This is a genomic window from Streptomyces sp. NPDC090119, from assembly GCF_044747085.1.
In the GTDB taxonomy this organism is placed as follows: domain Bacteria; phylum Actinomycetota; class Actinomycetes; order Streptomycetales; family Streptomycetaceae; genus Streptomyces.
In genome coordinates this window covers 1,305,256-1,329,919 of the sequence record NZ_JBIVDK010000001.1, presented here as the reverse complement: position 1 = coordinate 1,329,919, position 24,664 = coordinate 1,305,256, and the positions used below count along the sequence as shown (strand labels likewise).

General features: G+C 70.8%; 20 protein-coding genes and 1 pseudogene. 17 read left to right on the top strand and 4 right to left on the bottom strand.

What is annotated here, in order from left to right:
* The first annotated feature begins 168 nt into the window (after positions 1 to 168).
* The 13 genes from ACIPPM_RS06070 to ACIPPM_RS06010 all read left to right on the top strand — a co-directional run bounded on the left by ACIPPM_RS06070 (position 169) and on the right by ACIPPM_RS06010 (position 16,964).
* Positions 169 to 1,350, top strand: a complete 1,182-nt coding sequence (locus tag ACIPPM_RS06070; protein WP_401443551.1) for an NADP-dependent malic enzyme — start codon at positions 169 to 171, stop codon at positions 1,348 to 1,350.
* 42 nt (positions 1,351 to 1,392) lie between these two features.
* Positions 1,393 to 2,679, top strand: a complete 1,287-nt coding sequence (locus ACIPPM_RS06065; RefSeq protein WP_401443549.1) for an adenylosuccinate synthase — start codon at positions 1,393 to 1,395, stop codon at positions 2,677 to 2,679.
* 41 nt (positions 2,680 to 2,720) lie between these two features.
* A complete protein-coding gene (locus ACIPPM_RS06060) occupies positions 2,721 to 4,259 on the top strand; it encodes an FAD/NAD(P)-binding protein (protein ID WP_401443547.1) in 1,539 nt (512 codons plus the stop codon).
* A gap of 10 nt (positions 4,260 to 4,269) precedes the next feature.
* Positions 4,270 to 5,187, top strand: coding sequence for a formyltransferase family protein (locus ACIPPM_RS06055; RefSeq protein WP_401443545.1), 918 nt, complete (start codon positions 4,270 to 4,272; stop codon positions 5,185 to 5,187).
* A 45-nt stretch (positions 5,188 to 5,232) separates the two neighbouring features.
* Positions 5,233 to 6,312, top strand: coding sequence for a thioesterase domain-containing protein (locus ACIPPM_RS06050; protein WP_401443543.1), 1,080 nt, complete (start codon positions 5,233 to 5,235; stop codon positions 6,310 to 6,312).
* Positions 6,313 to 6,407: 95 nt separating this feature from the next.
* Positions 6,408 to 7,703, top strand: coding sequence for an MFS transporter (locus ACIPPM_RS06045; protein WP_401443540.1), 1,296 nt, complete (start codon positions 6,408 to 6,410; stop codon positions 7,701 to 7,703).
* Between the two features lie 58 nt (positions 7,704 to 7,761).
* Positions 7,762 to 10,881: an amino acid adenylation domain-containing protein gene (locus tag ACIPPM_RS06040; RefSeq protein ID WP_401443538.1), complete on the top strand. Its 3,120-nt coding sequence runs from the start codon at positions 7,762 to 7,764 to the stop codon at positions 10,879 to 10,881.
* Between the two features lie 55 nt (positions 10,882 to 10,936).
* Positions 10,937 to 12,535: an amino acid adenylation domain-containing protein gene (locus ACIPPM_RS06035; protein ID WP_401443536.1), complete on the top strand. Its 1,599-nt coding sequence runs from the start codon at positions 10,937 to 10,939 to the stop codon at positions 12,533 to 12,535.
* 52 nt (positions 12,536 to 12,587) lie between these two features.
* Positions 12,588 to 13,853 (top strand): FAD-dependent oxidoreductase, encoded by a 1,266-nt coding sequence (locus ACIPPM_RS06030; RefSeq protein ID WP_401443533.1) that lies wholly within the window; start codon positions 12,588 to 12,590, stop codon positions 13,851 to 13,853.
* Entirely contained in the window at positions 13,850 to 14,338 is a 489-nt protein-coding gene (locus ACIPPM_RS06025) for an NUDIX hydrolase (protein ID WP_401443531.1), read from the top strand. The genes ACIPPM_RS06030 and ACIPPM_RS06025 overlap by 4 nt, the downstream gene beginning before the upstream one ends.
* The gene (locus tag ACIPPM_RS06020) at positions 14,335 to 15,039 is read left to right on the top strand and encodes an HAD family hydrolase (RefSeq protein WP_401443528.1); all 705 of its coding nucleotides are present in this window, start codon (positions 14,335 to 14,337) and stop codon (positions 15,037 to 15,039) included. Before ACIPPM_RS06025 ends, ACIPPM_RS06020 begins: the two co-directional genes overlap by 4 nt.
* Positions 15,036 to 16,469 carry an MFS transporter gene (locus ACIPPM_RS06015; RefSeq protein WP_401443525.1) on the top strand — a complete coding sequence of 478 codons (1,434 nt, stop codon included), beginning with the start codon at positions 15,036 to 15,038 and terminating at the stop codon, positions 16,467 to 16,469. The genes ACIPPM_RS06020 and ACIPPM_RS06015 overlap by 4 nt, the downstream gene beginning before the upstream one ends.
* 33 nt (positions 16,470 to 16,502) lie before the next feature.
* Positions 16,503 to 16,964 carry an SUKH-4 family immunity protein gene (locus ACIPPM_RS06010; RefSeq protein ID WP_401443523.1) on the top strand — a complete coding sequence of 154 codons (462 nt, stop codon included), beginning with the start codon at positions 16,503 to 16,505 and terminating at the stop codon, positions 16,962 to 16,964.
* Between the two features lie 190 nt (positions 16,965 to 17,154).
* Here ACIPPM_RS06010 and ACIPPM_RS06005 read toward each other — a convergent pair whose 3' ends face one another.
* Positions 17,155 to 18,186, bottom strand: coding sequence for a hypothetical protein (locus ACIPPM_RS06005; RefSeq protein ID WP_401443521.1), 1,032 nt, complete (start codon positions 18,184 to 18,186; stop codon positions 17,155 to 17,157).
* 31 nt (positions 18,187 to 18,217) lie between these two features.
* Positions 18,218 to 18,886: a TetR/AcrR family transcriptional regulator gene (locus tag ACIPPM_RS06000; protein ID WP_401443518.1), complete on the bottom strand. Its 669-nt coding sequence runs from the start codon at positions 18,884 to 18,886 to the stop codon at positions 18,218 to 18,220.
* 58 nt (positions 18,887 to 18,944) lie between these two features.
* Here ACIPPM_RS06000 and ACIPPM_RS05995 point away from each other — a divergent pair, with 58 nt between their 5' ends.
* Positions 18,945 to 20,399 (top strand): MFS transporter, encoded by a 1,455-nt coding sequence (locus ACIPPM_RS05995; RefSeq protein ID WP_401443515.1) that lies wholly within the window; start codon positions 18,945 to 18,947, stop codon positions 20,397 to 20,399.
* Complete coding sequence (locus ACIPPM_RS05990; RefSeq protein WP_401443512.1) at positions 20,396 to 20,791, top strand: cupin; 396 nt, start codon at positions 20,396 to 20,398, stop codon at positions 20,789 to 20,791. The genes ACIPPM_RS05995 and ACIPPM_RS05990 overlap by 4 nt, the downstream gene beginning before the upstream one ends.
* Positions 20,792 to 20,869: 78 nt before the next feature.
* Here the strand turns inward: ACIPPM_RS05990 and ACIPPM_RS05985 are convergent.
* Together ACIPPM_RS05985 and ACIPPM_RS05980 are read right to left on the bottom strand one after the other, a co-directional pair.
* A pseudogene (locus ACIPPM_RS05985) lies at positions 20,870 to 20,980 on the bottom strand (TetR/AcrR family transcriptional regulator); the annotation flags it as partial.
* A gap of 157 nt (positions 20,981 to 21,137) precedes the next feature.
* Entirely contained in the window at positions 21,138 to 21,275 is a 138-nt protein-coding gene (locus ACIPPM_RS05980) for a hypothetical protein (protein ID WP_401443510.1), read from the bottom strand.
* A 375-nt stretch (positions 21,276 to 21,650) separates the two neighbouring features.
* Here ACIPPM_RS05980 and ACIPPM_RS05975 point away from each other — a divergent pair, with 375 nt between their 5' ends.
* Positions 21,651 to 22,259 carry a hypothetical protein gene (locus tag ACIPPM_RS05975; RefSeq protein WP_401443508.1) on the top strand — a complete coding sequence of 203 codons (609 nt, stop codon included), beginning with the start codon at positions 21,651 to 21,653 and terminating at the stop codon, positions 22,257 to 22,259.
* Positions 22,260 to 22,413: 154 nt separating this feature from the next.
* A complete protein-coding gene (locus ACIPPM_RS05970) occupies positions 22,414 to 24,327 on the top strand; it encodes a hypothetical protein (protein ID WP_401443505.1) in 1,914 nt (637 codons plus the stop codon).
* Positions 24,328 to 24,664 lie beyond the last annotated feature (337 nt).

Below are 24,664 nucleotides of genomic sequence, written 5' to 3'. Positions count from 1 at the left end.
TGGCGACCGGCGTCCCCCCCTGGGGTCAATGGATGCAGGTGAAAGGTAATCGCACGTGACGAGCTTGGCAAGCATTGACAACATTCGGCAAGTGTCTCTACCTTCAGCGGCGAACCGCTGGGACCGCTGGCTGAATCCGGACGCCCGGCCACAACGGAAAGGGCGACCATGACCGCAGAGCTGTCCCACTCCCTCCAGGCGGAGGACCCGGTGCTGGCCTACCACCGCGCCGGAAAGATGGAGATCTCCGCGACGGCACCGCTGCGTGACGCCGACGACCTCTCCCTCGCCTACACCCCGGGGGTTGCCCGGGTGTGCACCGCGATCGCGGCCGACCCGGCGCTCGCGTACGAGTACACCTGGAAGTCCACCTCGGTGGCCGTGGTCACCGACGGCACGGCCGTTCTCGGCCTCGGCGACATCGGTCCGGAGGCGTCGCTGCCCGTGATGGAGGGCAAGGCGATCCTGTTCAAGCAGCTCGGCGGCATCAACGCCGTACCGATCGCGCTGAACTGCACCGACCCCGACGAGATCGTCGAGACGGTGGTGCGGCTGGCACCGGCGTTCGGCGGTGTCAACCTCGAGGACATCGCGGCCCCGCGCTGCTTCGAGATCGAGAGTCGGCTCCAGGAGCTCCTGGACATCCCGGTGTTCCACGACGACCAGCACGGCACGGCCATCGTGACGCTGGCCGCGCTGTGGAACGCCGCCCGCGTGACCGGGCGCGAACTCGCGGACCTGCGCGCGGTGGTGGCCGGCGCCGGGGCCTCCGGCATCGCGGTGGCCCGCATCCTGCTCGACGCGGGCATCGGGGACATCGTCGCCTGCGACAGCAAGGGGATCGTCCACGAGGGGCGCGACGACCTCAATCCCGCCAAGCGGGCCCTGGCCCGCGACTCCAACCGCGACGGCCGCACCGGCTCCATCGCGGACGCGATGCGCGGCGCCGACGTCTTCATCGGCCTGTCCGGCAGCCCGATGGCCGAGGAACCCTTCGCGACCATGGCCCCCGACGCCATCATCTTCGCGCTCTCCAACCCGAACCCGGAGATCCTGCCCGCCGCCGCGCGTCGCTACGCGGCCGTTGTCGGCACCGGCCGCTCCGACTTCTCCAACCAGGTCAACAACGTGCTCGCCTTTCCCGGCATCTTCGCCGGAGCGCTCCAGGTACGGGCCACCCGCATCACCGAGTCCATGAAGCTGGCCGCGGCCCGCGCGCTGGCCGACGTGGTCGCCGACGAGCTGACGCCCGACCGGGTGCTGCCCGACTCCTTCGACACCCGCGTGGCGCCCGCCGTCACCCGCGCGGTCGCGGCCGCCGCCCGCCACAGCGGAGTCGCCCGCGTCTAGAGAACCAGGCGACCGAGCCGGACGAACGAGGAACGAGAAGACATGACCCTGCACGCAGTCGTCGGCATCAACTGGGGCGACGAAGGAAAGGGCCGGATGATCGACTATCTGGCCCGCGACGCGGACCTGGTGGTCAGATACCAGGGCGGCAACAACGCCGGCCACACCGTCATCAACGACCTTGGCACCTTCAAACTCAGGCTGATCCCCTCCGGCATCTTCAACCCGGGCACCGTCAACGTGATCGGCCCCGGCACGGTCCTCGACCTGGAGTCCCTCGACGAGGAACTCTCCCAGCTCCGTACGCGCGGCATCGACACCTCCGGGCTGCTGATCTCCGACCGGGCGACCGTCTGCTTCCCCTTCCACCGGGACCAGGACGCCCGGGAGGAGGACCGCCTCGCCGACCAGCCCTTCGGCTCCACGCGTCGCGGCATCGCCCCCGTCTACGGCGACCGCCATCTGAAGAAGGCCCTCCAGCTCGGGGAGCTCTTCGACGAGGAGCTGCTGCGCGAACGGCTCGCCCCGGTGATCGAGTGGAAGAACCTCGCCCACGGCGCGCTCTACCCGGACGCCCCGCCGATCTCGCTCGACGACATGGTCAAGTGGGGCCACGAGCACGCCGAGCGGCTGCGCCCGTTCGTCCGCGACGTCAGCCCCGAGCTCCTGCGTGCCGAGCGCGCGGGACAGCACATCATGTGCGAGGCGCAGCTGGGCGCCCTGCGCGACATCCTGTACGGGATCTTTCCGTACACCACCTCCTCCTCGACACTGGCCGGTTACGCCCCGGTCGGCTCGGGCCTGCCCGGTACGCCGCTCGCCCGGGTGACCGGCGTGATGAAGGCCTTCTCCACCTGTGTGGGCGAGGGACCCTTCGTCACCGAGGAGGACGGCGAGTGGGGCGACAGGCTGCGCACGGCCTCCGGTGAGTACGGGGTGAACACCGGACGCCCGCGCAGGATCGGCCACTTCGACGCCGTCGCCTCCCGCTACGGCGTCCGCGTCCAGGGCGCGGGCGAACTCGCGCTCACCAAACTGGACAGCCTCAGCGGCCTGCCCGAGCTGCGGATCTGCACGGCGTACCAGATCGGCGGGGTGCCGGTCACCGACTTCCCCATGACCCATCTCCTCGGCGGCGCCCGCCCGGTGTACGAGACCGTGCCCGGCTGGGACGAGGACCTCACCGCGATCCGGGACTTCGACAGGCTCCCCCCGGCCGCGGCCGCCTACGTGCTGCGCGTGGAGGAACTCGTCGGCGCCCACGTCCGGTACGTGTCGGTGGGCCCCGAGCGCGAGCAGCTCATCGATCGCGGCCCGCGGCGCCCCTGAGCACTCCTCCCTGCAGCCACCACGAAAGGCTCGGCCAACCAATGTCAGCCGAAAGCGACGCAGTGCCGCGCTCCGACCGGGCCCGGCGGTTCGCGGTCGTCGGTATGGGAGCCAGCGGCGTCGGCGTCTTCGTCGAGCTGGTCCGCTCGCTGGCCGCGAGCGACCTTGCCGCGGACGCGGAGATCCACATCTTCGAGACCAAGGAACGGCTCGGCGCGGGCGTCGCCTACAGCACCCCGCACGACTGCCATCTGCTGAACATGCGGGCAGGCACCATGAGCGTCCACGCCGACGACCCCGGGCACTTCGTGCGCTGGCTCGCGAGCCAGGAGGACGGGACGCGGGCTTCGTCGGGCACCGACTACGTGCCGCGCCGGCTCTTCGCCGTCTACCTGCAGGAGTTCTTCGAGGAGGCGCTCACCCGGGCACGCCGGCACGGCATCAGGGTCGTCACCCACAGGTCCATGGTGAGCGACTGCCGCGAGGACTCCCGCGGAGTCCATCTCATCGCCGGGCTCGACCACTTCCTCTTCGACTACTCCTTCCTGTGTCTGGGCGACCTGCCCTCGACCGAGTATCTGGAGTTCACGAAGGTCCCCGCCTACGTCCATTCGATGTGGCACGGGGCCGGCCTCGAAGCGATCGACCCGGACACCACGGTGGGCATCCTCGGCACCAGTCTGACGGCGGTCGACGCACTGCTTCAGCTTCGTGCGTCCGGCCATCGCGGCGTCATCACCTGCTTCTCCCGGCGCCGCTCCCTGCCCAAGGTCCAGGGCCCCCGGGTACGCCACACGCTGCGTCATGTGACCGAGGAGAACCTGCGACTGCTCACCGAGGACCACACCAGGAAGCTGGAGTTTCCCGAGGTCGCCGAACTCTTCCAGCGCGAGCTGGAGGACGGCCTCGGACTCGCGATCGACTGGCGGCGGGTACTGACCGAGCCCTCGGCGGCGTTCACCCCGACGCTGGCCAGGGACATCGAACTCGCCGAGAACGGCCAGACGCTCTGGTACTCGATCCTCGACGCCACCTCGGAAGTCGTCCCGCAGGTCTGGCGGTCCATGTCCGCCGACGCCCGCGCGGCCTTCATGACCGATCACCTGTCGATCTGGTCGATGTTCCGCCACTGCATGCCGCTGGACAACGCGCACCGGTTGCTCGCGATGGCCACGGAAGGCGCGTTCCAGGTGGCCAGCGGCCTGACCGCGGTGACGTACGACGAGGAGCGTGCGGTCTTCCGCGTCGAGGTCGCACCGGTGGGTGGCGAGGCCGCGGCGTACGACGTCGACCATCTCGTCAATGCCACCGGCACCGGCTTCGCGCTGGAGCGCAGCGACTCCTCACTGATCCAGAACATGCTGATGCGCGGCGACATCAGTCCTCATCCGCTCGGCGGTATCGACGTCGACTTCGACACCATGCGGGTGGCCCGGCGCGACGGCTCCTTCTCCGAGCGCGCGTTCTACGTCGGACCGCTCACCCGCGGCGTGCACTTCTACACCAACTCGTTCGAGACGAACCTCGCGAACGCGCACAGCGCGGTGGCCGCTCTCGGCACTCTCTCGTACGCCCACTAGGAGATCCCTCATGCGGGTGGCGTTCTTTGTCGGCAACGACATCACGTCCCACTTGATCGTCGGCCAGGTGCTCAACGATGTCCTGCGCGCCGGCCACACCCCTTACATCTGCTACACCAACCAACAGCCCGGCGCCCGTGCCGAACCCGAGCTGCGTGAGCTGTTCCACTACGAGCGCACGCTGCTCGGCAGTTGTGTCTACCCCTATCTCGACAGCCTGTCGGCCCCGCTGCACGGTGCCCTGCTGTCCCCGGCCGGCATCGCCAGACTGCACCGCGACAAGGTGGTGGTCCGGGTCGTCGAGGACGTCAACGACCCGGCGTTCCTCGCCTATCTGGCGGCCGAGGACGTACGAGCCGGATTCTCCGTCCGCTGCTACCAGAAGTTCCGGGCGCCGCTCATCGACCACTTCCGTCCGGCTCCGGGAGCGCCCACCCTCTTCGCGAACCTGCATCCCGGAATCCTGCCGCGGTACCGCGGCGTGCTGACCTTCGCCCGCTCCATGCTGCACGCGGAGGCCGAGGCCGGCTTCACCCTGCACCGGGTCGACGAGGACTGGGACGCGGGCGGCGTCATCTCGCTGTCGCGCGCCCCACTCCATTACGGACGCTCGGTCCTGGAGAACATGGCAGCCCAGCGCGGGCAGGCCGCCGGGCTCCTCCTCGACGCGATCCGGCGGGCCGCGGACGACGGCCGGTGGGAGGACCGACCGCAGGACCCCGCCGCGGCCGGGTACTACTCGCATCTCCGCCGGGACGACCTCGACGAGCTGCACCGCAAGGGCATCGAGCTGTTCCGGCCGCGCCCCCTCATCGACCTCATCGTCAGCGCGTTCACCCCCGCCGGATCGCCGGAGAGCTTCGAACTCGGCGGAATCCTCACGGGAATCACCAGCCGACGTCCCGACACCGTGGGCGCGCCCGCCTGACCCGGCGCCCCTCCCACCCGTATCACCATCAGAAGGGACGCCCCCATGGCGTTGAACCGTAATGACATCGAACAGATCCTCAGCGAGATCTGGGAGGACCTGCTCGATGTCGACGTCGAGCCGGACGACGACTTCTTCGAGCTCGGCGGCTACTCGCTGCTGATCGTCAACGTCGTCACCGAGGCTCGCAAGCGCGGTCTGGAACTCGCGGCCAACGACATCTACACGCACAAGACCGCGGCCGCGATCGCGGACGCCCTGAGTGCCGCGACCGCGACCGCCGCGCCTGCCGCGGGCGCCGACCCCGACTTCAGCACGGTGTGGGAGAGCGGCCTGAGCCCGATGCGGACCGAGCCCTCGACCACCCTGGTGGCGCTGGCTCCGGAAGGCACCGGCACTCCGGTCTTCTGCTTCCACTGGGGCACGGGCAACGTCCGTTTCATGGCCGACCTGGTCGACACCTTCCGTGGCGAACGGCCCGCCTACGGGCTGGAGATGGCCGGGCTGTGGGGTCGCGAGCGACCCGCGCTCTCCATCGTGGAGATGGCCTCGCGCTATCTGAAGGAGATCCGCGCGGTCCAGCCCGAGGGCCCGTACCTGTTCGTCGGCCCGTGCGCGGGCGGTCGGATCGCGTACGAGATCGCGCGGCAGCTGGAGGCGAACGGCGAGGAGGTCGCCGTGCTCGCCGTGATCAACACCATGCCGCCCGGCACCACCGAACTGGACGCGGCCTGGGGGCTGCGCGAGCTGTACGACTTCCGGCTCACCTCGCTGCGCGAGCGGTACTCGGTGCCCGACCTGTACACCGACCAGGAGCGGGTGCTGCGCGGCATGGTCGACATCGCCTGGCTGGACGAGGGCGTCGACCCCGCCGACCTGCACTGGCGGCAGGCTGTCTGGGCCGCCGGCGTCTTCGCCCAGGAGCACTACGAGCCGCGCCCGTACGGCGGTGAGGTCACCGTCATCCAGCTCGCCGAGGACGCGGACCGCCCGGAGGCCGACTGGGGCCCCCTGGCCGGCTCCACGGAGACCCACGCCTTCACGTCGGCCGGCACGCTGGCGCTGCTCCGTGACGCCGCCGTCGCGGAGGTCATCGCAAAGAAGCTGGCGAACCACAGCGCCTGAGCCGCCGCGACGGCCGTCCCGGGACCCCGACGGACCCCGACGGGCAGTCCCACCGAACCGACCATGACCGATGAGACTCGAAGGTAGACGCGACTGTGGCAAGCAATCCGGCCGTCAAGGCGATCCGCTCCTGGGCGAGCGACCTCGTGCCCGCGCGGGGGCCGGCCCGCCGGCTCGCCGTACTGACCGTCGTGCAGGCGACCGGTTTCGGACTCTTCCTGACCGCCAGCGCCATCTTCTTCCAGAGTGCCATCGGCCTGTCGGCAGGCCAGGTCGGCGCCGGACTCTCCGTCGCCGGCCTGGCCGGGATGGCGTGCACGGTGCCCATCGGCCGCCTCGCCGACCGGTTCGGGGCCCGCCTTCCGCTGCTCGCCTCCTACGCCGCGCTGACCATGCTGTTCGCCACGTACTGCGGTGTCACGGGGTTCGTCGGCTTCCTGGTGCTCGCCGCCCTCGTCTCGGTCTGCGAGACCTCCTCGCATCCGCTGCGGATGACCCTGACCCACGAGGTCTTCCCGGCGGACGAACGGGTCCGCGTGAGCGCCCAGATGCGCAGCCTGTTCAATGTGGGCTTCATGCTCGGCGCGGCGATCGCGGGCAGCGCGCTCGCGGTCGGCAGCCGGTCCGCCTTCTACGCGGTCGCCCTGCTCACCGCGGTGGCGCACGCCTGCTGCGCCGTGATCACCTGGCGACTGCCGGGCAGGGCGAAGAAGGCCGCCGAGCCGGACTCTCCCGCCGAGCCCAGGTCTCGCTCGGGCCTTCGGGACATCAGGTTCGTCTCGCTGGCGCTGCTGTGCGGTGTGCTCGAGTTCTACCAGCCGATCCTGATGGTCGCTCTCCCCCTGTGGATCATCGGTCACACGGAGGCCCCGAGCTCGGTCAACGCCGTTCTGCTCATCCTGGACACCGTCCTGGTCATTGCCTTCCAGGTGGCCGCGAGCCGGGGCGCCGAGACCGCTGCGGGCGCCGCGCGGACGCTGCGCCGCTCCGGGGTGCTGCTCGCGGCCTGCTGCCTGGTGTTCGCCTTGACCGAGAACGTCTCGGCGGTGGTGGCCGTACCGCTGCTGCTCGTCGGAACGGCCGTGCTCGTGCTCGGAGAGCTCAGCCAGGCCGCCGGCTCGTGGGGACTCTCCCTCCATCTGCCGCCGGCCGGCAGACAGGGCGAGTACCAGGGGGTGTTCGCGCTCGGCCGCGGGCTGCAGCAGACCGCGGGCCCGTTCCTCGTCACCGCCCTCGCGGTCGGCCAGGGCCGGATCGGCTGGGTGCTCCTGGCGACCCTGCTGCTGTTCGCGGGCCTCGCCTGCCCGCCCCTTGCCCGAGCGGCCGAAGCGGCCAAGCAGGCTGCCGCCCAGGCGGACCCGAGCCCGGCGCACCCCGAGCCGGTGCGCTGAATCCCGCACCTGTGCCGCTGGTCCCGCCCCTTCTCGAGAATGTGTGAGACGACGACCGATGACGAACTCTCCCGCCGCGTCAGCAGACCGGCGTCCGATCGATGCCGCCACCTCGCTGCTGGAGCTGTTCCGGCTGGTGGCCGCGGGTTCCCCGGACGCGGAGGCGGTCCATGACGACGGCCGAACGCTCAGCTATGCGGAGTTGGACGCGGCGTCCGACAGGCTCGCGGCACGCCTCGCCGCCGCCGGTGTGGGACGCGGTGACCTGGTCGGGCTGCTGCTGGAGCGGTCGGCGGACATCCCGGTGGGGATTCTGGGCGTGATGAAGGCGGGGGGTGCCTATGTGCCGCTCGATCCCACGTATCCGGCCGAGCGGCTGCGGTACATGGTTCAGGACGCGGGCGTACGCATCGTCGTGGGCGCGGTGGAGGAGGCCGCCGACCACGGGCTGGACGAGGTCGCCGTACTGGCCCCGCATGACGCGACGTCTGCCGAACTTACCGTTCCCATCGTGGAGTTGGCCGGGGACGAGTCGGCGTACGTGATCTACACGTCGGGTTCGACGGGTAATCCCAAGGGCTGTGTGGTGACGCACGGGAACGTGCTGTCGCTGCTGCGGGGCGCGCTTCCGCTGTTCGAGGTGGGCGCGGACGACCGCTGGGCGTTGTTCCACTCGTTCAGTTTCGATGTGTCCGTGTGGGAGCTGTGGGCGTGTATCGCTTCGGCTGCCACGGCCGTGACGGTGCCGTTGCGGGTGGCGCAGTCTCCTGCCGAGTTCCTGGAGCTGCTGGCCGGGCAGCGGGTGACGGTGCTGGGTCAGGTGCCGTCGGTCTTCCGGTCGTTGGCGATGGCCTACGAGGAGGCGGGGCGTCCCGCTCTGGCCCTGCGTCATGTGGTGTTCGCCGGCGAGAGCGTGGATCTGGATGTCGTCAGTGGCTTTCTGCAGAAGTACGCGGGCAGCGCTCCGGTGGCGGTGAACATGTACGGGCCGACGGAGACCACGGTGTACGCCACGCATCGGGTGCTGACCCAGGCGGACTTCGACGGATCGGTGCGTTCGCCGATCGGGGCCGGACTGCCCCATCTGCGGCTGGAGATCCGTGACGAGGATCTGCGGCCTCTCGCCGACGGCGAGGTCGGGGAACTGTTGATCGCCGGTACCGGCGTCGCCACGGGGTATCTGGGCCGACCCGAACTCACCGCGGAACGCTTCGTGACGCTGGACGGACCGCAGGGACCCGACCGCTACTACCGCACCGGCGACCTGGCACGGAAGCTGGCCGACGGTTCCTTCGAATACCTCGGCCGCAACGACCAGCAGGTCAAACTCCGCGGTCACCGGATCGAACTCGGCGAGGTGGAAGCCGCACTCCGCGCCCATGAGTGGGTCCGTGACGTGGCCGTCACCGTGGTCGACACCGCGGCGGGCGCGACGTTCTTCGTCGCCTGTGTCGTGCCCATCGAGGGCGCGCCCGCCGAGACCGCGGGCGAACTGCGCCGGTACGCGCGGACCGTGCTGCCGCGCTACATGGTGCCGGACCGCTACCAGGTGGTGGAGACACTGCCGCTCACCGGCTCCGGCAAGCTCGACCGGAAGGCCGTGACCGCGCTGGCGGCCCGCCCACCCCGCGTCGGACAGGCGTCGGCCGCGTCGACCGGGGACCCGCACATCGATCTGGTGGCGGAGGTCTTCGCCGAGGTACTCGACCTCACCGGGGTGGCACCGGACGACGACTTCACCGCGCTGGGCGGTAGTTCCCTCGGAGCAGGCCGGGTCTGTGCCCGGCTGGCGGCCCGGCTGCGGCACCCGGTGCCCGTGTCCGCGCTGTTCCGCCACCCGACGCCGGGCGCACTCGGAGCCTGGCTGCACACCGTGGAACACGTCACCCCGGCGGACGCCCCCGCGGAGGGCGGCACCGACCGCACGCCGCTCACTCCCGCCCAGGAGGGCTTCCTCACCCGGCACCTGATCGCGCCGGACGATCTGGCGGGGCACTGCCTCGGTGCCTGGGTGGGCGAAGGCGACCTGGACGAGCGGGCCATGGGCCGCGCGATGGCCGACGTACACGGCCGGCACCCCGCACTGCACTCCACGTACACGATGGACCGCGGACGCACGTTCGTGCTGCCCGGCGCCTCGGAACCCCCGGAGCTGGTGCGGCTGCCGGGCGCCTCGTCGGTGCCCGAGGCGCTGACAGCCGTCCGTACCGCGCTCGCCGCGCCCCTCGACCCGACGTCGGGCCTGCTCTGGCGGGCCGTCCTCGCGCCGGTCGCGACCGGCGGCTGGGTGCTCGGCCACGCCGTGCACCACGTGGCCTTCGACGGCTGGTCGGAGTCGGTCCTGGCGGACGACCTGGCCGTCGCCTACAACGCCCGCCGCGCCGGTGACGAGCCCGCCCTCCCCTCCGTTCCGTCCTCGCAGCAGGCCTGGACGATGCGGGAAGCGCATCTGCGCTCCGCCGGCCTGGACGACCAGCGAACGCGCCTCAAGGCCGCGCTTCAGGGCGTGCCGGACCTCAGCTACCCGTCAGCACCGGAGGGCGCGAGAGGCGAGGTGCCCGAGGTGCTGCGCGTCGAAGTGCCGCTCGGGGCCGCGGAGACGGCGGCACTCGACCGGCAGGCGGCCGCCGCCGGGCTCACCCGCTTCCCGCTTCTCCTCGCCCGCTACGCCCAGGCGCTGTCCGAACTCACCGGCCAGGACGACTTCGGCATCGGGGTTCCGGTGGCGCAGCGGATCGACACCCGCCTCGAGTCGGCCGTCGGCTGCCACATCGGCACGGTCTGCGTGCGTGTGGGCGGCACCGTGACGGCGGGCGGCGACGCGGCCGTGGCCGAGGCCGGACGGCTGGTCCGGGCGGCGTTCGCCTGCCAGGACGTGGGCATCCCGGAGATCGTCCGGCTGGTGAACCCGCCGCGTACGACCCGTGCGCCCTTCTTCCAGACCCTGTTCGCGTACCAGGACAACGCGCCCGCGCGTCTGGCCCTCGACGGGGCGCGAGCCGAGTTCCGCCGTCTGCCGTATCTCGGCATCCCGGCGGAGATCCAGGCCGAGGTGTGGCCCGCCGGTGACGGCCTGCTCGTCGTGCTCAACGCCGTACGGCCGCAGGTCCCCGAGGACTTCGCGCACGGCCTCGCCAAGACCTTCGCCGACCTGCTCCGTGCCGACGGCTCCGCCTGACCCGATCGCCGCCGCGGCACGCCATTACCCGTTCTCGAGAAGCTGTGAGACCCGCATGAGCGACACCTCCCTGCCCAGCTCCCCCCGACCGCACCTCGATGCCGCCACGTCGCTGCCGGAGCTGTTCCGGCTGGTGGCGGCCGGCCGCCCGGAGGCCGATGCGATTCACGACGACGGCCGCACCCTCAGCTACGCGGAACTCGACACCGCCTCCGACCGCCTCGCCGCCCGGCTGACCGCACACGGTGTGAGCAGCGGTGACCTGGTCGGCCTGCTGCTGGAGCGGTCCGCCGACATCCCGGTGGGCATCCTCGCGGTGATGAAGGCGGGCGCGGCGTACGTGCCGCTCGACCCGACGTATCCGCAGGAGCGGCTGCGGTACATGGTCCAGGACGCCGGGGTGCGTACCCTCGTCGGCTCTCCCGACCGGGCCACGGCCTGTGGTCTGGACGAGGTCGCCGTCCTGACCCCGGACGACGACGGAGCCGCCGAGCTTCCCATCCCGGTCGTGGAGTTGAGCGGTTCCGAGCCCGCCTACGTGATCTACACGTCCGGCTCGACCGGCAACCCCAAGGGCTGTGTGGTGACGCACGCCAATGTGCTGTCGCTGCTGCGCGGCGCGCTTCCCCTGTTCGACGTGGACACCGAGGACCGCTGGGCCCTCTTCCACTCCTTCAGCTTCGACGTGTCCGTATGGGAGTTCTGGGCGTCCATGTCCACGGGCGCCACCGCGGTCACCGTGCCCCTGCGCATCGCCCAGTCGCCCGCGGAGTTCCTGGGGCTGCTGTCCGAGCAGCGGGTCACCGTCCTCGGCCAGGTACCGTCCGTCTTCCGCTCGCTGGCCATGGCCCACGAGGAGGCCGGCCGCCCCGGTCTGGATCTGCGGTACGTGGTGTTCGCCGGTGAGAGTGTGGACCTGGACGTGGTCGACGGCTTCCTCAAGGCGTACCCCGGCACCGCACCGGTCGCGGTGAACATGTACGGGCCGACGGAGACGACGGTGTACGCCACGCATCGGGTGCTGACCCAGGCCGACTTCGATGGCTCGGTGCGTTCGCCGATCGGGGCCGGACTGCCCCATCTGCGGCTGGAGATCCGTGACGAGGACCTCAGGGGGGTTCCCGACGGTGAGAGCGGTGAACTGCTCATCGCCGGCACCGGCGTTGCCGAAGGCTATCTGGGCCGACCCGAGCTCACCGCGGAACGCTTCGTGACGCTGGACGGACCGCAGGGACCCGACCGCTACTACCGCACCGGCGACCTGGCACGGAAGCTGGCCGACGGTTCCTTCGAATACCTCGGCCGCAACGACCAGCAGATCAAACTCCGCGGCTACCGCATCGAACTGGGCGAAGTCGAGGCCGCGCTCCGCAGCCATCCCACGGTCGAGGACGCGGCCGTCACCGTGATCACCACCGCGGCGGGGGCGACCTTCTTCGTCGCCTGCGTCGTGCAGGCCGAGGGCGCTCCCGAGAAGCCCACCGGTGTGCTGCGCGAGCACGCGCAGACCGTGCTGCCGCGCTACATGGTGCCGGACCGCTATCAGGTCGTGGAGGCACTGCCGCTCACCGGCTCCGGCAAGCTCGACCGCAAGGCCCTCGACGTGCTGGCGTCGACCCGCCCGGCCCGCTCCGCCCGAAGGACACGCGCCTAGCCGTTCCCCGCACCATCGGCTCCCCCCCTGTCGCCCCTGCCATTGGAGAACTGTGAACACCTTCGACCTGGCTGTCATCGGCGCCGGCCCCGCCGGCCTCGCCGCCGCCCAGCGACTCGCCGGCTCGTCGATATCGGTCGCGTTGATCGACGGCGGGAAGCCCGTCACCGAGCGCGACCGCTATGCCGCCTCCGACATGACGCGCGGCCATGGCGGAGCGGGCCTCTTCTCGGACGGCAAGTTCTCGTTCTTTCCGTCGGCCAGCGAGCTGTGGACCCTGCCGCGCTCCTCCGACCTGCGGGACGCCTACGCCTGGACCTGCGAACTGCTGGGCTCCTACGGGCTGGACACCCCGCCGTTTCCCTCCGACCCGACCGCTTACACGGTCGGCGCCGGGGAGTGGGTCCTCAAGGAGTATCCGTCGGACTACCTGCCCCTGGAGGCGCGACTGCGGCTGACCGCCGACATGGTCGCCGCGACCGATGCGACCGTCCTCGACGAGTTCGAGGTCGAGAGCGTGGCGTACGACCGCGACGCGGACCACTTTCGGCTGGCGCTGCGCGACTCCAAGGGACAGGAGTCGGAACTGGTCGCCCGGCGACTGCTGTTGGCCAGTGGCCGGTTCGGCCCGCTCGGCCTGCGTGAACTGACCGAAGAGCGGTCCTTCCGTCGGCTCGAGGTGGGATTCCGGATCGAGCAGCCGGCCGACCGGGCGTTCTTCCGCGACATGAGGCAGCTCGACCCCAAACTGCGTTTCCGTGAGGGTGACGGCAGCGTGGAGTGGCGGACGTTCTGCGCCTGCCGGGACGGCGAGGCTGCGCTCACCGAGACCCAGGGCCTGTGGACCGTGTCCGGGCGCTCCGACTGCCCTTCCACGGGGCGCTCCAACGTGGGCTTCAACACCCGCATCCTGGACGAGACCGTGGCCCGACGGGCGTTGGCACCGGCGCTCGCCGCGATGGGCGACGAGGAGTCGTACTTCGTCCTGTCCATGGACGCGCTGGTGAACGACGAGCCGGAACAGCTCGCGGCCTTCGACCGCGTCTACGGCCCGGAACTTCGCGAGATCATGCTGCGGGGACTGTCCCGCCTCGCGGAGGCATATCCTGACCTGCGGAACAACGGGACCCAGCTCATCGGCCCCACGCTCGAGGGCGTCGGCTGGTACCCGAAGGTGGACGGTGACCTCAGGCTGCTCGACACCCCTGCCTGGGTCGCCGGTGACGCGTGCGGCCTGTTCCGCGGCATCGTCGCGGCCATGATCAGCGGTCACTACGCGGCGGACTCCGCGCTGCGCGAACTCGAGGGGTCCCGATGACGGCTGCTTCTTCCGGGCACCGTACGCCCGTTGTCGGTGTCGGCGCCGTGGTGATCCGGCCCGACGGCGCCGTATTGCTCGGCCACCGGATCAAGCGGGGGGAGTCCGCGAGCTGGTGCCTGCCGGGAGGCCACGTCGAGGCGGGTGAGTCCTTCGAGGCCGCCGCCGTGCGCGAGATCGCCGAGGAGAGCGGCATCCACGAGGTGAGTCACGCACGGGTCTTCACGGTCGCCCTGCACACCGCCGCCGACCGTACCCGGGTGACCGCGGGTGTGGTGGCCGAGGTGACGGAGCGGAGCGCGGTGCCGGCCGTCCTGGAGCCGGAGGTGTTCGACGAGTGGATCTGGGCCCGCCCGGAGGCCCTGCCCGCGCCCTTGTTCCCGGCCAGCGCCGCACTGCTCGCCTTGTGGGCGGGTGGGCGTGCCCCCGACGGCTGGACCCCGTACGCGGCGGCGTCGCCGGACGGCGGGCCGGTCCTGCCATGAGCCGACTGCATGTGTTCGACATGGACGGCACCCTGCTCAGCGGCACCACCGCGAGTCTGGAGATCGCCCGCCGTCTGGGGTGTGTGACCGATCTCGTACGGCTGGAGGAGTCCTTCGCCGCCGGAACCGTCGACACCTCGGCCTTCGCCGCCCGGATCTGTCAGCTCTGGCAGGGCCTGACCCCACGCGTCACGGCAGAGGTGTTCGCCGCCGCCCCGTGGATAGGTGGTCTGCGGGACGTACTGGCGGACATCCGGCGTCGGGGCGAACGCTCGGCCGTGGTGACCCTGTCGCCGGATTTCTTCGCCGAGCGACTCACGGCCTTCGGGGTGGACGACGTGGTCGCCTCCCGCTTTCCCCCGCTGCCGCTGCGCGCCCTGCCGGACCCGGCGGGAATCCTCACCCCGGCGGGCAAGGTGGAGGCCGTGGACCGCCTCCGCGCCGTTCACGGCCTGGAGCGTGACTCCTGTGTCGCGTACGGCGATTCCGGCTCGGACATCCCGCTGTTCCGCGCGCTGGAGCACACCGTCGCGGTGAACGCCACCGAGAGCCTGCGCAAGCTCGCGCGCAGTCGCTACGACGGCGACGACCTGCGCGCGGCCTACCACTTGGCCAGATCCCGATCGGCGCCTGTCCCGGCGCCTCGCCGACCCGTCCCGTCGCCACCGTCCAAGACGTTCAAGGAGCCCGAGCGGACATGAGTCCGGAACCATCCGAGCCCACATCATCCGAGCTCGACTTCCATTTCGGCACGCGGGCCTGGACGAAGCTCCTCGTCCTCTGCACGGCCATCCTCTTCGAGGGGATGAGCCTGTCGAGCATCAACGTGCAGCTCGCCGGCATTCGCGGCAGCCTCGACCTCCGGCCCGACCAGCTGCAGTTGGTCGCGGGCGCCTTTCTCGCCACCTATGCGGGACTGCTCCTGGTCGGCGGCGCGTGTGCGGACCGGTGGGGCCGACGGCGCATGTTCCTCACCGGAGTGGCTCTCTTCGGCGCGAGCTCACTCGGCGCGTCACTGGCCCAGGAGGACGTGCTGCTCACCGTCGCCCGGGCACTGCAGGGCGTGGGCGCCGCCGTCACCGCGCCCGCGGCGGTGGCGTTGATCGTCACGAGCTTCCCGGAGGGTGCCGCACGCAACCGGGCCCTGGGTGTCTTCAGCGCGATGGGCGCGGCGGGCTTCTCCCTCGGAGTCGTCGTCGGCGGCGTACTTACCGAGGCTTTCGGCTGGCGGGCCGCGTTCTTCCTGTATGTGCCGCTGAGCCTGCTGGTCGTGGCTCTCGGCACCCGGGTCCTCGACCGTGACACCACGCGCTCCGGGACGGCCCGGAGGCGGATCGCCTGGCCGCCCGCGCTGCTGATCACCGGCGGCCTGATCGCCGTGGTGTACACGATCGGGCGGCTCGGGACCGGATCACCGGCCGGGATCGCAGTCGTCGGCGGTACGGGCCTCGTGGCGACGGCCGCGTTCTTCGCGACCCAGGCCCGGTCCCCGGTCCCGCTGCTGCCCCCGGCCCTCATGGCCGATCGCCGCGTCGTCGCTTCCTGTGTCGCTCTCGGCAGCGCGTTCGCGGCGATCACGGGTGCGATGTTCCTGGTCGCCCTTGATCTGCAGGACCGTCAGGGCTACTCCGCCATGGCGGCGGGGCTCGCCTTTCTGCCGCAGGGACTCGCCGTGGGCGTCCTCTCCACTCCTGCGGCGCGCCTGGCCGACCGTCGTCCCACCACCCGGCTGCTGCTCGGCGGACTCGCCGTGATCGCGCTGGGGCAACTGCTCTACACCACCGTGCAGAACGGCGGCTACCTGACACACTTGCTGCCGGCCGCCCTCCTGGTCGGCGGCGGCATCGCCCTGACGTACCCAGCCGCGGTCATGCTGACCAGCTCCGCCGCGTCACTGGACGACCAGGGCACCGCGTCCGGTGCCCTGACCGCCGCCCAGCAGGCCGGGGGCGCACTGGGAGTCGCGGCGGTGACCGGTCTCCAGAGCATGGCACCCGGCAGCTTCGGAACCGGAACCACCGGCCTGTGGGGATGCTTCGGTTTCGCCGCTGTCGGCCTGCTCGGCTGCTCCGTGCTGCTCCTGCGCGGCGAACGGTCCGGCGCGGCTCTGCGCGGACCTGAGGCCGGGTGACGTGGTCGGCGAGGGAGTGGCTATGTTCTCGGCATGAACGATGCTGAAGTCGCCGCGCTCTTGGCCGGATGTGCTCGGTGCCCGTACCCCGGGGTGTGGCTGGACTCCCCTCTTGCCGAACGCACGGTCGAGGGTGTGCGGTATGCCCTGGTCGCGGTCGACCCAGGGCTGAGCGCGCTCGCCCTACGGCGTGCTGACGGCTCGCTGTGGTGTGTGCCGGAGGGCGGTGCTCCGCAACTGGTGAACTCCAGCGTCGAGGCGTTCGTCGCCTTCAACCGCGCTTACGAGGAAGCCGCTGGTGAGGCCGCTGCATACGAGGGGCCCGGTGACGGTCTGAGCGAGGACGAGACCGTGGACCTGGCCGAGCGGGCCGCGGACGCGCTCACGGAAGCGTTGCTGGAACGATTCGGGATGCTTGACGCCGAGGCCGTTGCCGACGAGAACTCCTTCTGGCGCATCGGGGCCGAGGAGCTCGGCTACGGCATGATTGTGTGACCACGCGGATCATCGGGGCAGGCTGCTCAAGCTGCGACGACAAGGGGGCGTCCGCCCCGGCGGAGGCCCTTTTCGGCGGGCGAGCAGGCGGCGTAGCGCCTCACGGCCGATGCGGATGATCCGGCCGTGGACTTTCCACAGGTAGGCGACGTATGACGAAGTTGGTGCTGCCCCGACGCGGGATCTGCCGCTACTGGATGCTCCAGCGGTGCGGATGCTCGGGATCGTCAGGACAGGCGAATATGTTGAGCTCACCCCAGCGGCCCACGGTGACCTCCGTGGGAGTGGCACAACGGTGAGTGGGCTGGTCATGGTCCTCCAGCGGTTTCCAGCTGCCGCTGCCGCCGTCCCATTCCGAGCTGTCGATGGTCAGCAGCAGGTGCATCGGTGTCGCGCAGGTCGGACAGTCCATGGGGCAGGGGTCGGTGGCGTGCCAGGAGGCGAAGCCGCCCGCGCGCCAGCCCGGCGGGATGGACAAGTCGTACTGGTAGCCGAGGGGTTCGTCCGTGCTGTCGTCCGCCGACTGCTCGGCTTCCTCTTCCAGGGCTTCCTCCCAGGCGTCGATCCGGGCGCGCGGTTCCTCCGGCAGCAGGCCGGCGAACGGGTAGGTGACCACCTGCTCCGGGTGCAGCACACAGGGCTCGGGTACGAAGCCGTCGGACCCGACGACCAGCGGCTGCGGCGGCACGGTCAGCACCTCGCCGACCTCCCACGACCGTCGCCAGCGCAGGTGCAACTCCAGGTCGTACCCGCCCGGACCGTGCGCGTCTAAGGGACACCAGAACACTTGGAGCAGATCGCAGTCGGACGGCCCCGCCCGCAGGTCCGGCACATCCCGCCGGTACAGCTGCGCGAGGCCGATCATCGGCAGCGGGTCGGTCTCGGACGCCCCGGGAATCCGGTGCTCCCGGTGCAGCTCGTCCAGGAGCTTCCGTTCCTCATCCGTCGGGCCGGGAGCCTGCTCGCGGGCCCATGCGGCAGACAGAACCTGCCGATGGCGGTGGATGTCGGCCGGGCGTCGACCACGCCCGCGGGTGTGTGCCTCGCCGCACACCGGCCAGGGCTCGTCCGCCGGCCACAGCAGAGGACCGCCCACGGAACTGGCGGAAGGGTCTGGCCTGCCCGGCCGCGGATGGAGCCGAGTCGTCGTTCCCCGAAAGGTGACCAACTCCGGGAAGAGCGCCTCGACATCGAGCGGCCGGGTGGGAGTGGTCCTCGTCATGGACACGACCCTATACGCCTCGAAGCCCCGGTCAGCGGCTGACGAGCAGGCCGTCCACCAGGGACTGGAGCCCGTCCCGATAGGTGTCCTCGGCGGTCAGCGGAGCCCAGCGGTCCGCGGCCTGTGTCAGGCGGGGCAGCTCGCTCGGGTCGAGATCGGCGAAGACCTGCTCCCGGTAGGTCGCACGGTCGTCGTCCGCGCGCCGTCGGGCCGCCGATGCCCTGACCACGATCTCTCCGGCGGTGTAGTACCAGATCGCCCGGTAGCCGTGCACGGCCCGGTCGAGGGAGAGGCCGCATTCGACCAGGCCGTCGACGATCTGCTCGACGAACCACAGCGCGCTCGTGGACAGCAGGTCGTCGGCGGTCAGCACCTCCACGATCCAGGGGCAGGCGGCGAGCGCCTCGCGGACGGCGGTGGCGGCAACGATGATCCGCTCGCGGGGCTGGGCGGGCAGTTCCGGGCGGCGCAGGGTCCGGGCGGCGTAGTCGTCCAGCAGGAGGACGAGCAGTTCCTCCTTGTCGCGGACGTGGTGGTACAGCGCCATCGGTGTGCTGCCGACCTCCGTGGCCAGTCGGCGCATGGTCAGCCGGGCCACGCCTCCCTCGTCCACGATCCGGCGGGCTGTCTCGATGATCTCCTCGCGAGAGATACGGGCAGGCCGACCCGGGGTCTTACGCGGTACGGACGGTTGCGGCATGCCGCCCATCATTCCCCAGCCGTCGACAACGGCGAACCCCGGCGCTATGTTTTCTTACATGTATAGAAACTCTCGCGGGCGGCCCGGAGTGGTGCTGGCGGCAGCAGCCGTCGCCCAGTTCGTCGTCGCCCTGGACATGTCCGTGGTCAACGTCGCGTTACCCGCGATCCGCACGGCGCTGGGATTCGCGCCGCTCGACCTGTCATGGGTCGTGCACGTGTACGCGCTCACGTTCGGCGGGTTCCTGCTGCTGGGGGGACGCGCTTGCGACCTGTACGGCCGACGGCGGATGTTCGTGCTGGGGCTGAGCGTCTTCGGGCTGTGCTCCCTGGTGGGCGGCCTGGCCCAGGAGCCCTGGCAACTGATCGCCGCACGCGCCGGTCAGGGCCTGGGCGCCGCCGCGGTGGCACCGGCCGCGCTCGCGATGCTCACCACCACCTTCACCGAAGGCCCGCAGCGGGTACGGGCGTTGGGGGTGTGGAGCGCGGTGAACGCCGCAGGCGGCGCGCTGGGCGTACTGGCAGGTGGACTGCTGACCGAGTACGCGAGCTGGCGCTGGGTCATGCTGATCAACCTGCCCATCGTCGCGGCGGCGCTCGTCTTCCTCCCCGCGGGGGTGTCCGCCGGAGCATCACCCGAACCCGCCCGGCGGGAGAGGCTGGACGCACTGGGCGCCGTCCTGGCGACAGCCGGAGTCGGGCTGCTGGTGCTCGGTGTCGTCCGGACCGACACCCTGGGCTGGGGCTCCCCCACCACGTGCGCGACGCTCGCCGCCGCGGCCGTGCTGCTGGGCGTCTTCGCCTTCGCCGAGGCGAGGGTCGCCGCACCGCTGCTGCGCCTCGGTCTGCTGCGCGGCCGCTGGGTCGCGGGCGCGAACGTACTGGTGTTCCTGGCCGCCGCCGGGCAGTTCGCGGCGTTCTACTTCGTGTCCCTGTACATGCAGCAGGTCCTGGGTATGAGCGCGGCGGCGACCGGCACCGCTTTCCTGCCCTTCTCCCTGGGGCTGGTCGCGGGAACCGTGGTCGCCACCCGTGTCACCGCGTCCCGGACCCCCCGCGCGTCCTTGGTTCCCGGCGCCCTGCTGGCCGCCGCGGGCCTGGGCTGGTTCGCCCTCATCAGCCCCGACGGCGGCTTCGTCGCCGACGTGCTCGGGCCGTCCCTCGTCACCAGCTTCGGCACCGGACTGGTCCTGGCTCCGGTTGCCGCTGCCGCCACCACCGGCGTAGCTCCACATGAGGCCGGCATGGCCGGTGGTCTCATGAACAGCTCCCGCCAACTCGGTGGCTGCATCGGCCTGGCCGCCCTGGCCACCATCGCCGCGCGCCACTCCGGCGCGACCGCCACCCCCGCCGCGCTCAACGACGGCTACGCCCTGGGCCTGGCCATCGCCGCCGCCATGTTCGTGCTCGCGGCGGTCGTGGCCATCGGCGTACTGCCGCGCCGCCGAGCCACCATCTCCGTCCCGCGATCCACCGATCCGGCAGAGAACCAGCTGGAAGGAACTCCGTCATGACGACCACCGCCGTCGACCTGTTCGCCTCGGCACTGCGTTTCCACCCCGACGGCGAAGTCCGAGCCGTCGAACGGCAGATGACGAGCGGCGACTCGGGCACCTGGCAGATCGCCACGTTCCACGTCGAGACCGACGCCGACGTGCACGCCGACCACTGGGAGATGCACCCGGAGGCCGAGGAGGCGGTGTGCTGCCTGACCGGCGGCATCCGCCTCTACTTCCGCCCCGACGCGACCGGCGCGACCGAGGACATGGTGCGACTGCGGGCAGGCGCCGCAGTCATCATCCCCCGCGGCCGCTGGCACCGCCTGGAACTGGACGCCCCCAGCGACCTGATGTCGGTCACCCGCCGACACGGCACCCGCCTCGAAAAACGCACCGAAGCCCACTGATCGGTGCGGCTGCCGACGAGTAGGAGCTGACCAGGACCATCGCCCGCCACCGCGCGACCCGAGACCGGGGCTCTTCGGTCACGACCGAAGTGGTCGCAAGGCACCGGCGATGACAGCGGTCACCATCCTGCGGACCGAGGCGATCTGCGGTGGGGGGCCTGTCCGGTCGGCGAACAGCAGATGTCCGGATCGACCTGCTCGGCGGCCACGCCACGATGCCCTACACATCCGTCGTGATCACCTCGACCCGTCATCCAGGATGACCAGGTTCACCGCGAGCGGCGACATCGACCCCACGAAGGTTCGTCGGCAAGGCTGTCGGGGTCCCCGACAGCCGTCGCGGTGGCTATCTCTTGCCCTTCTTGACCCTGCGCTCGTACATCGTCCAGGAGACGGAACTGATCACGACAATGACGATGATCATGATTACCCCGGTGGGCCAGAAGCTGCCGTCACCCTCGGAGGCCAAGAAGAGGTGATCCACGAAGGTCCTTCCCTGTCAGCAGACGATCGGGTCCCGTCCCATGCCCGATGCGAGCCGAAGTAGTCGATGGTGCGGTCCGCCGCGGTGTGTTGGCAGTGTCTGGACGGGAGGCCGACTTCGGATTCCCTCCGGCTCCTTCCTGATCCCCCGCGAGCGGAGGGTGTCGCGGGCGTCCGTGCCTATTGTGTACCGAAAACTCTCTTTTGGTTCCTCCGCGTCACCCAACGCACCGAAACGCAACCGTCGGGACTCGCTCCGGCATCCTTCCGTGCAGGTCGCTGGAGGCCATTTACCCAACGATTAGCGGGCAGTTGACCTCAAGGTTTCGTGGTAGCGTCCTTGTTCTGAGGGATAGCGCAACCTGAAAGGGAAATCGTGAACACGGAGAAGATCGCCGCTCGCCGCCTCTCATTGGAAGAGGTGACGAAGCTCGATGTGAAGGACAAGCTCTTCGTTTCCGCCGACACGGCGGAACTCAAGCTTCCCGGCTGCTATGTCCCTGCTTTTCTTACCAAGTCCGGTGAGCATTTCGAGGGTGGCTCGATAACGGCGAGGACCATATTCCAGGAGGAGGTTTCCTGCCTCCCCGACGACGAGAACGAAGCCGGAATCTTCCTGGCCGACGAGAACGGCTCGGCGACCATCGAGGTCCTCCAGTCCGCCGGTGTCGTACTGGATCTGGCACTCTTCGTTCCCAGTGGGGACAAGGGCGCCCTCTCGGCCCTCTACGCCGCGGCCCGGCAGGCGTTCGGCGCCGACGTCGTGCAGATCTGGCGCCAGGGCCTCAAGGAGGTTCCCGACGTCAAGGTCGACATCTTCGAGGAGCAGGTTCCCCGGGGCCGCAAGGGGGGCGACACCCCCAAGCGTGACCGTCGCGCGATCGACACCTACCCCACCCGTGCGGACTTCATCGAGTTCACCGCGGGATGGAAGCCGGTCGTCGAGATTCACCGTCCGGTGATTGACGACACCCCGACCATTTGATGCGGCGTCATTTCTGACGTCGCCCCAGGCTGCCATAGCGGCGCGGGGGTGCGCTGTCCAGCCACCACCGCGCACGTGGCCACCGCCCGGCGAGATAGATTGACCGGACCGACAGCACGGGTGCCGTCCGTGCGGGCGTGGGGGCGGGGTGGGCATGGGGGGTGCCGCGGGTATCTCGGACCGCGAGTTCGAGGTCCTCAAGACGGACTACGAGATGGCGCGGGAGGACGAGCGCACCTTCGCCACCATCCAGGCGGCGGTCGCCGGGATCGTCGTCGCGCTCCTGGCGGCCCTGGCCACCGTGCTCACCCAGACCTGCCAGCTCAACCACCGGGCGAAGAACTGCACCGAGGCGCCCGCCCTGTTCCTGGCCATCGCGCCCGCCATCCCCTTCGCCGCCCTGGCGCTGCTGCAACTTCTGGGCCTGGTCGCCACGTTGCGCAGCTACTATCTGCGGGCCGTGGAGGCGGAGCTGCGCCGGGTGGCCGCCGTCCCCCTCGGTGAGCTGACGGGTGTCGGCCTCAGCTCCCCCTCGTACGCCGCGCTGATCGCCGAGGCGTCCACGATGCGCCGCGGCCGCTCCCGGTACCGGATTCTCAGCATCCTGGTCCTGCTCATCACCCTGTCGGTCTTCTCCGGTCTGACGGCCTTCATCGCGGTGAGCCTGGGCGGCCGCACCGGGCTCGTCATGGCCATCGGCTACGGCTGGGCCTTCCTGCTCCTCGTCGCCGATGTCGCCGCCGCCACCATCGGGGGCCGCTCGACCTTCCTGCGCCTGGCCGAACAGCTCGCCGTCCGGCAGGGCACCGGCCTCCTCGCCGGGAGCCCGCCACGTGGCCCTCGCCGACGCGGCCTGCTCTCCTACCTCGTCCTGCCCCGTCCCGAGGACTGGGTCAAATGGCTGCTGATTCCCCTGGCGTTCACCGTCGTCGTCCTCGCCCGCGACCTCACGCCCCAGTGGGGACGGCTGCTCCTGACGATGCTCCTCGTCGAGTACCTGGTCTATGCCGCCCGCTACCAGGTCAACGACATCCGCGGCTACGCCGAGGACGCCTCCCATCCCGAGGCCGCCGCGCGCATGCGTCTGCCCCACCCCGCCGACCCGGCGGCACGGCGTCTTGTCGTGGTGTGCAGCGCGCTGGTCGCCGCGTTGCGCCTCGTCACGGCCTTCGGCGTCGCCGCCGCCACCGGGCTGACCCGCGGCCTCCTCGCGGCGACCGCCGTCATCGTCGTGGCCGGGATGCTCTACGAGTACCTGCGCACCGCCGAGGCCCGCCCGGGCGGCGCACACCGTGCCGCCGCCCTGGGCCTGTGGCTCCTGGTGGGCACCGGGTACGCCCTGCGCTACGCGGTGGGCGCGCACGCCGCCGGGCTGCCGGTCGGCGACCCGCTGGTGTGGACGGGTGCCCTGTACGCCTACGGCCTGGGCGTGATGTTCGTCCTGCTCACCTGGGTCCTGGAAGCGAGCGCGTACTGCGACGCGCCGCGCCCGGGCCGCTGGTACGCCTCGCCCGTGCTGCGTGCCAAGCCGCACCTGCTGCTCCTCCTGCGGCACGTGCGGGGCGTCACCCTGATGCCCGGGCCGCCGCCCGCCGGGCAACCGGCCCACGCGAGCTGCGGGGAGGTCCCCGTACTACGCGGCCGATGCGCCCCGGCAGCGCCGTGGAACCTGGCGTACTGGGCCACCGTCGCGGCCGCCGCCCCGCTCGCCCTGTGCCTGACCGGCCTCACCCCGGACGATGCCGCCGGAGTGTGGGTTCTGGCCGCCTCGGCACCGGTTGCCGCGCTGCTGCCGCTGGCGGGCGGTCCGGCGACGCGGACGCTGCTCCTGGCGGCGGGCACCGTGCTGCCCGCAGTCGGCGTGGCGCTGCTCGCCGGTCTCGGGGCCGCCCTGTTCACGGCGCTGCCCTTCGCGGTGTGCGGCGGCCTCTACACCTCCTTCCGGCAGCAGTCCTACCGCGACCTGAAGCACTTCCTCCCCGACCTGACCGCCGCCACCCGCCAGACCGCCGCTCGCGCGCTCCGCGCCCTGGTCGGCCGCGCCACCTGGGACGACCTGACCCACTGAGCGCCCGCCACGTCGCCACGGACGCGGCCGACGGGCGGCCGGTCGGGCTCGGACCTGACGCAGGTCGGCACACAGGTGATCTTGACAGGACACGTACAGAATCATGCAAGATCCCTCACATCCAGCTTCTTGATCAAGAAGCAGTCGCTCCCTCGATGGAGCCGTGCGGAGGGACGAGCACGTATGCCACTCGACGAAACCGGCCGCACCTCGACCGCAGGCCGAAGACGGATGTCTGCGCGAGGTCCTCAGCGATGCCGACAACTTCGTGATCATGCGTGCGAGGCCCGAATGGTCCTGACCCGGACACGGAAACCGGCACTCACGGGTGTGCTGT

What these genes read in the sequence shown, in the direction of transcription:
- ACIPPM_RS06025 (WP_401443531.1), top strand. Translation starts at nt 13,850, where the DNA reads ATGACGGCTGCTTCTTCCGGGCACCGTACGCCCGTTGTCGGTGTCGGC.
- ACIPPM_RS06050 (WP_401443543.1), top strand. Translation starts at nt 5,233, where the DNA reads ATGGCGTTGAACCGTAATGACATCGAACAGATCCTCAGCGAGATCTGG.
- ACIPPM_RS06035 (WP_401443536.1), top strand. Translation starts at nt 10,937, where the DNA reads ATGAGCGACACCTCCCTGCCCAGCTCCCCCCGACCGCACCTCGATGCC.
- ACIPPM_RS06040 (WP_401443538.1), top strand. Translation starts at nt 7,762, where the DNA reads ATGACGAACTCTCCCGCCGCGTCAGCAGACCGGCGTCCGATCGATGCC.
- ACIPPM_RS06070 (WP_401443551.1), top strand. Translation starts at nt 169, where the DNA reads ATGACCGCAGAGCTGTCCCACTCCCTCCAGGCGGAGGACCCGGTGCTG.
- ACIPPM_RS05990 (WP_401443512.1), top strand. Translation starts at nt 20,396, where the DNA reads ATGACGACCACCGCCGTCGACCTGTTCGCCTCGGCACTGCGTTTCCAC.
- ACIPPM_RS05995 (WP_401443515.1), top strand. Translation starts at nt 18,945, where the DNA reads ATGTATAGAAACTCTCGCGGGCGGCCCGGAGTGGTGCTGGCGGCAGCA.
- ACIPPM_RS06055 (WP_401443545.1), top strand. Translation starts at nt 4,270, where the DNA reads ATGCGGGTGGCGTTCTTTGTCGGCAACGACATCACGTCCCACTTGATC.
- ACIPPM_RS06020 (WP_401443528.1), top strand. Translation starts at nt 14,335, where the DNA reads ATGAGCCGACTGCATGTGTTCGACATGGACGGCACCCTGCTCAGCGGC.
- ACIPPM_RS06010 (WP_401443523.1), top strand. Translation starts at nt 16,503, where the DNA reads ATGAACGATGCTGAAGTCGCCGCGCTCTTGGCCGGATGTGCTCGGTGC.
- ACIPPM_RS05970 (WP_401443505.1), top strand. Translation starts at nt 22,414, where the DNA reads ATGGGGGGTGCCGCGGGTATCTCGGACCGCGAGTTCGAGGTCCTCAAG.
- ACIPPM_RS06060 (WP_401443547.1), top strand. Translation starts at nt 2,721, where the DNA reads ATGTCAGCCGAAAGCGACGCAGTGCCGCGCTCCGACCGGGCCCGGCGG.
- ACIPPM_RS06015 (WP_401443525.1), top strand. Translation starts at nt 15,036, where the DNA reads ATGAGTCCGGAACCATCCGAGCCCACATCATCCGAGCTCGACTTCCAT.
- ACIPPM_RS06000 (WP_401443518.1), bottom strand. Translation starts at nt 18,886, where the DNA reads ATGCCGCAACCGTCCGTACCGCGTAAGACCCCGGGTCGGCCTGCCCGT.
- ACIPPM_RS06065 (WP_401443549.1), top strand. Translation starts at nt 1,393, where the DNA reads ATGACCCTGCACGCAGTCGTCGGCATCAACTGGGGCGACGAAGGAAAG.
- ACIPPM_RS06005 (WP_401443521.1), bottom strand. Translation starts at nt 18,186, where the DNA reads ATGACGAGGACCACTCCCACCCGGCCGCTCGATGTCGAGGCGCTCTTC.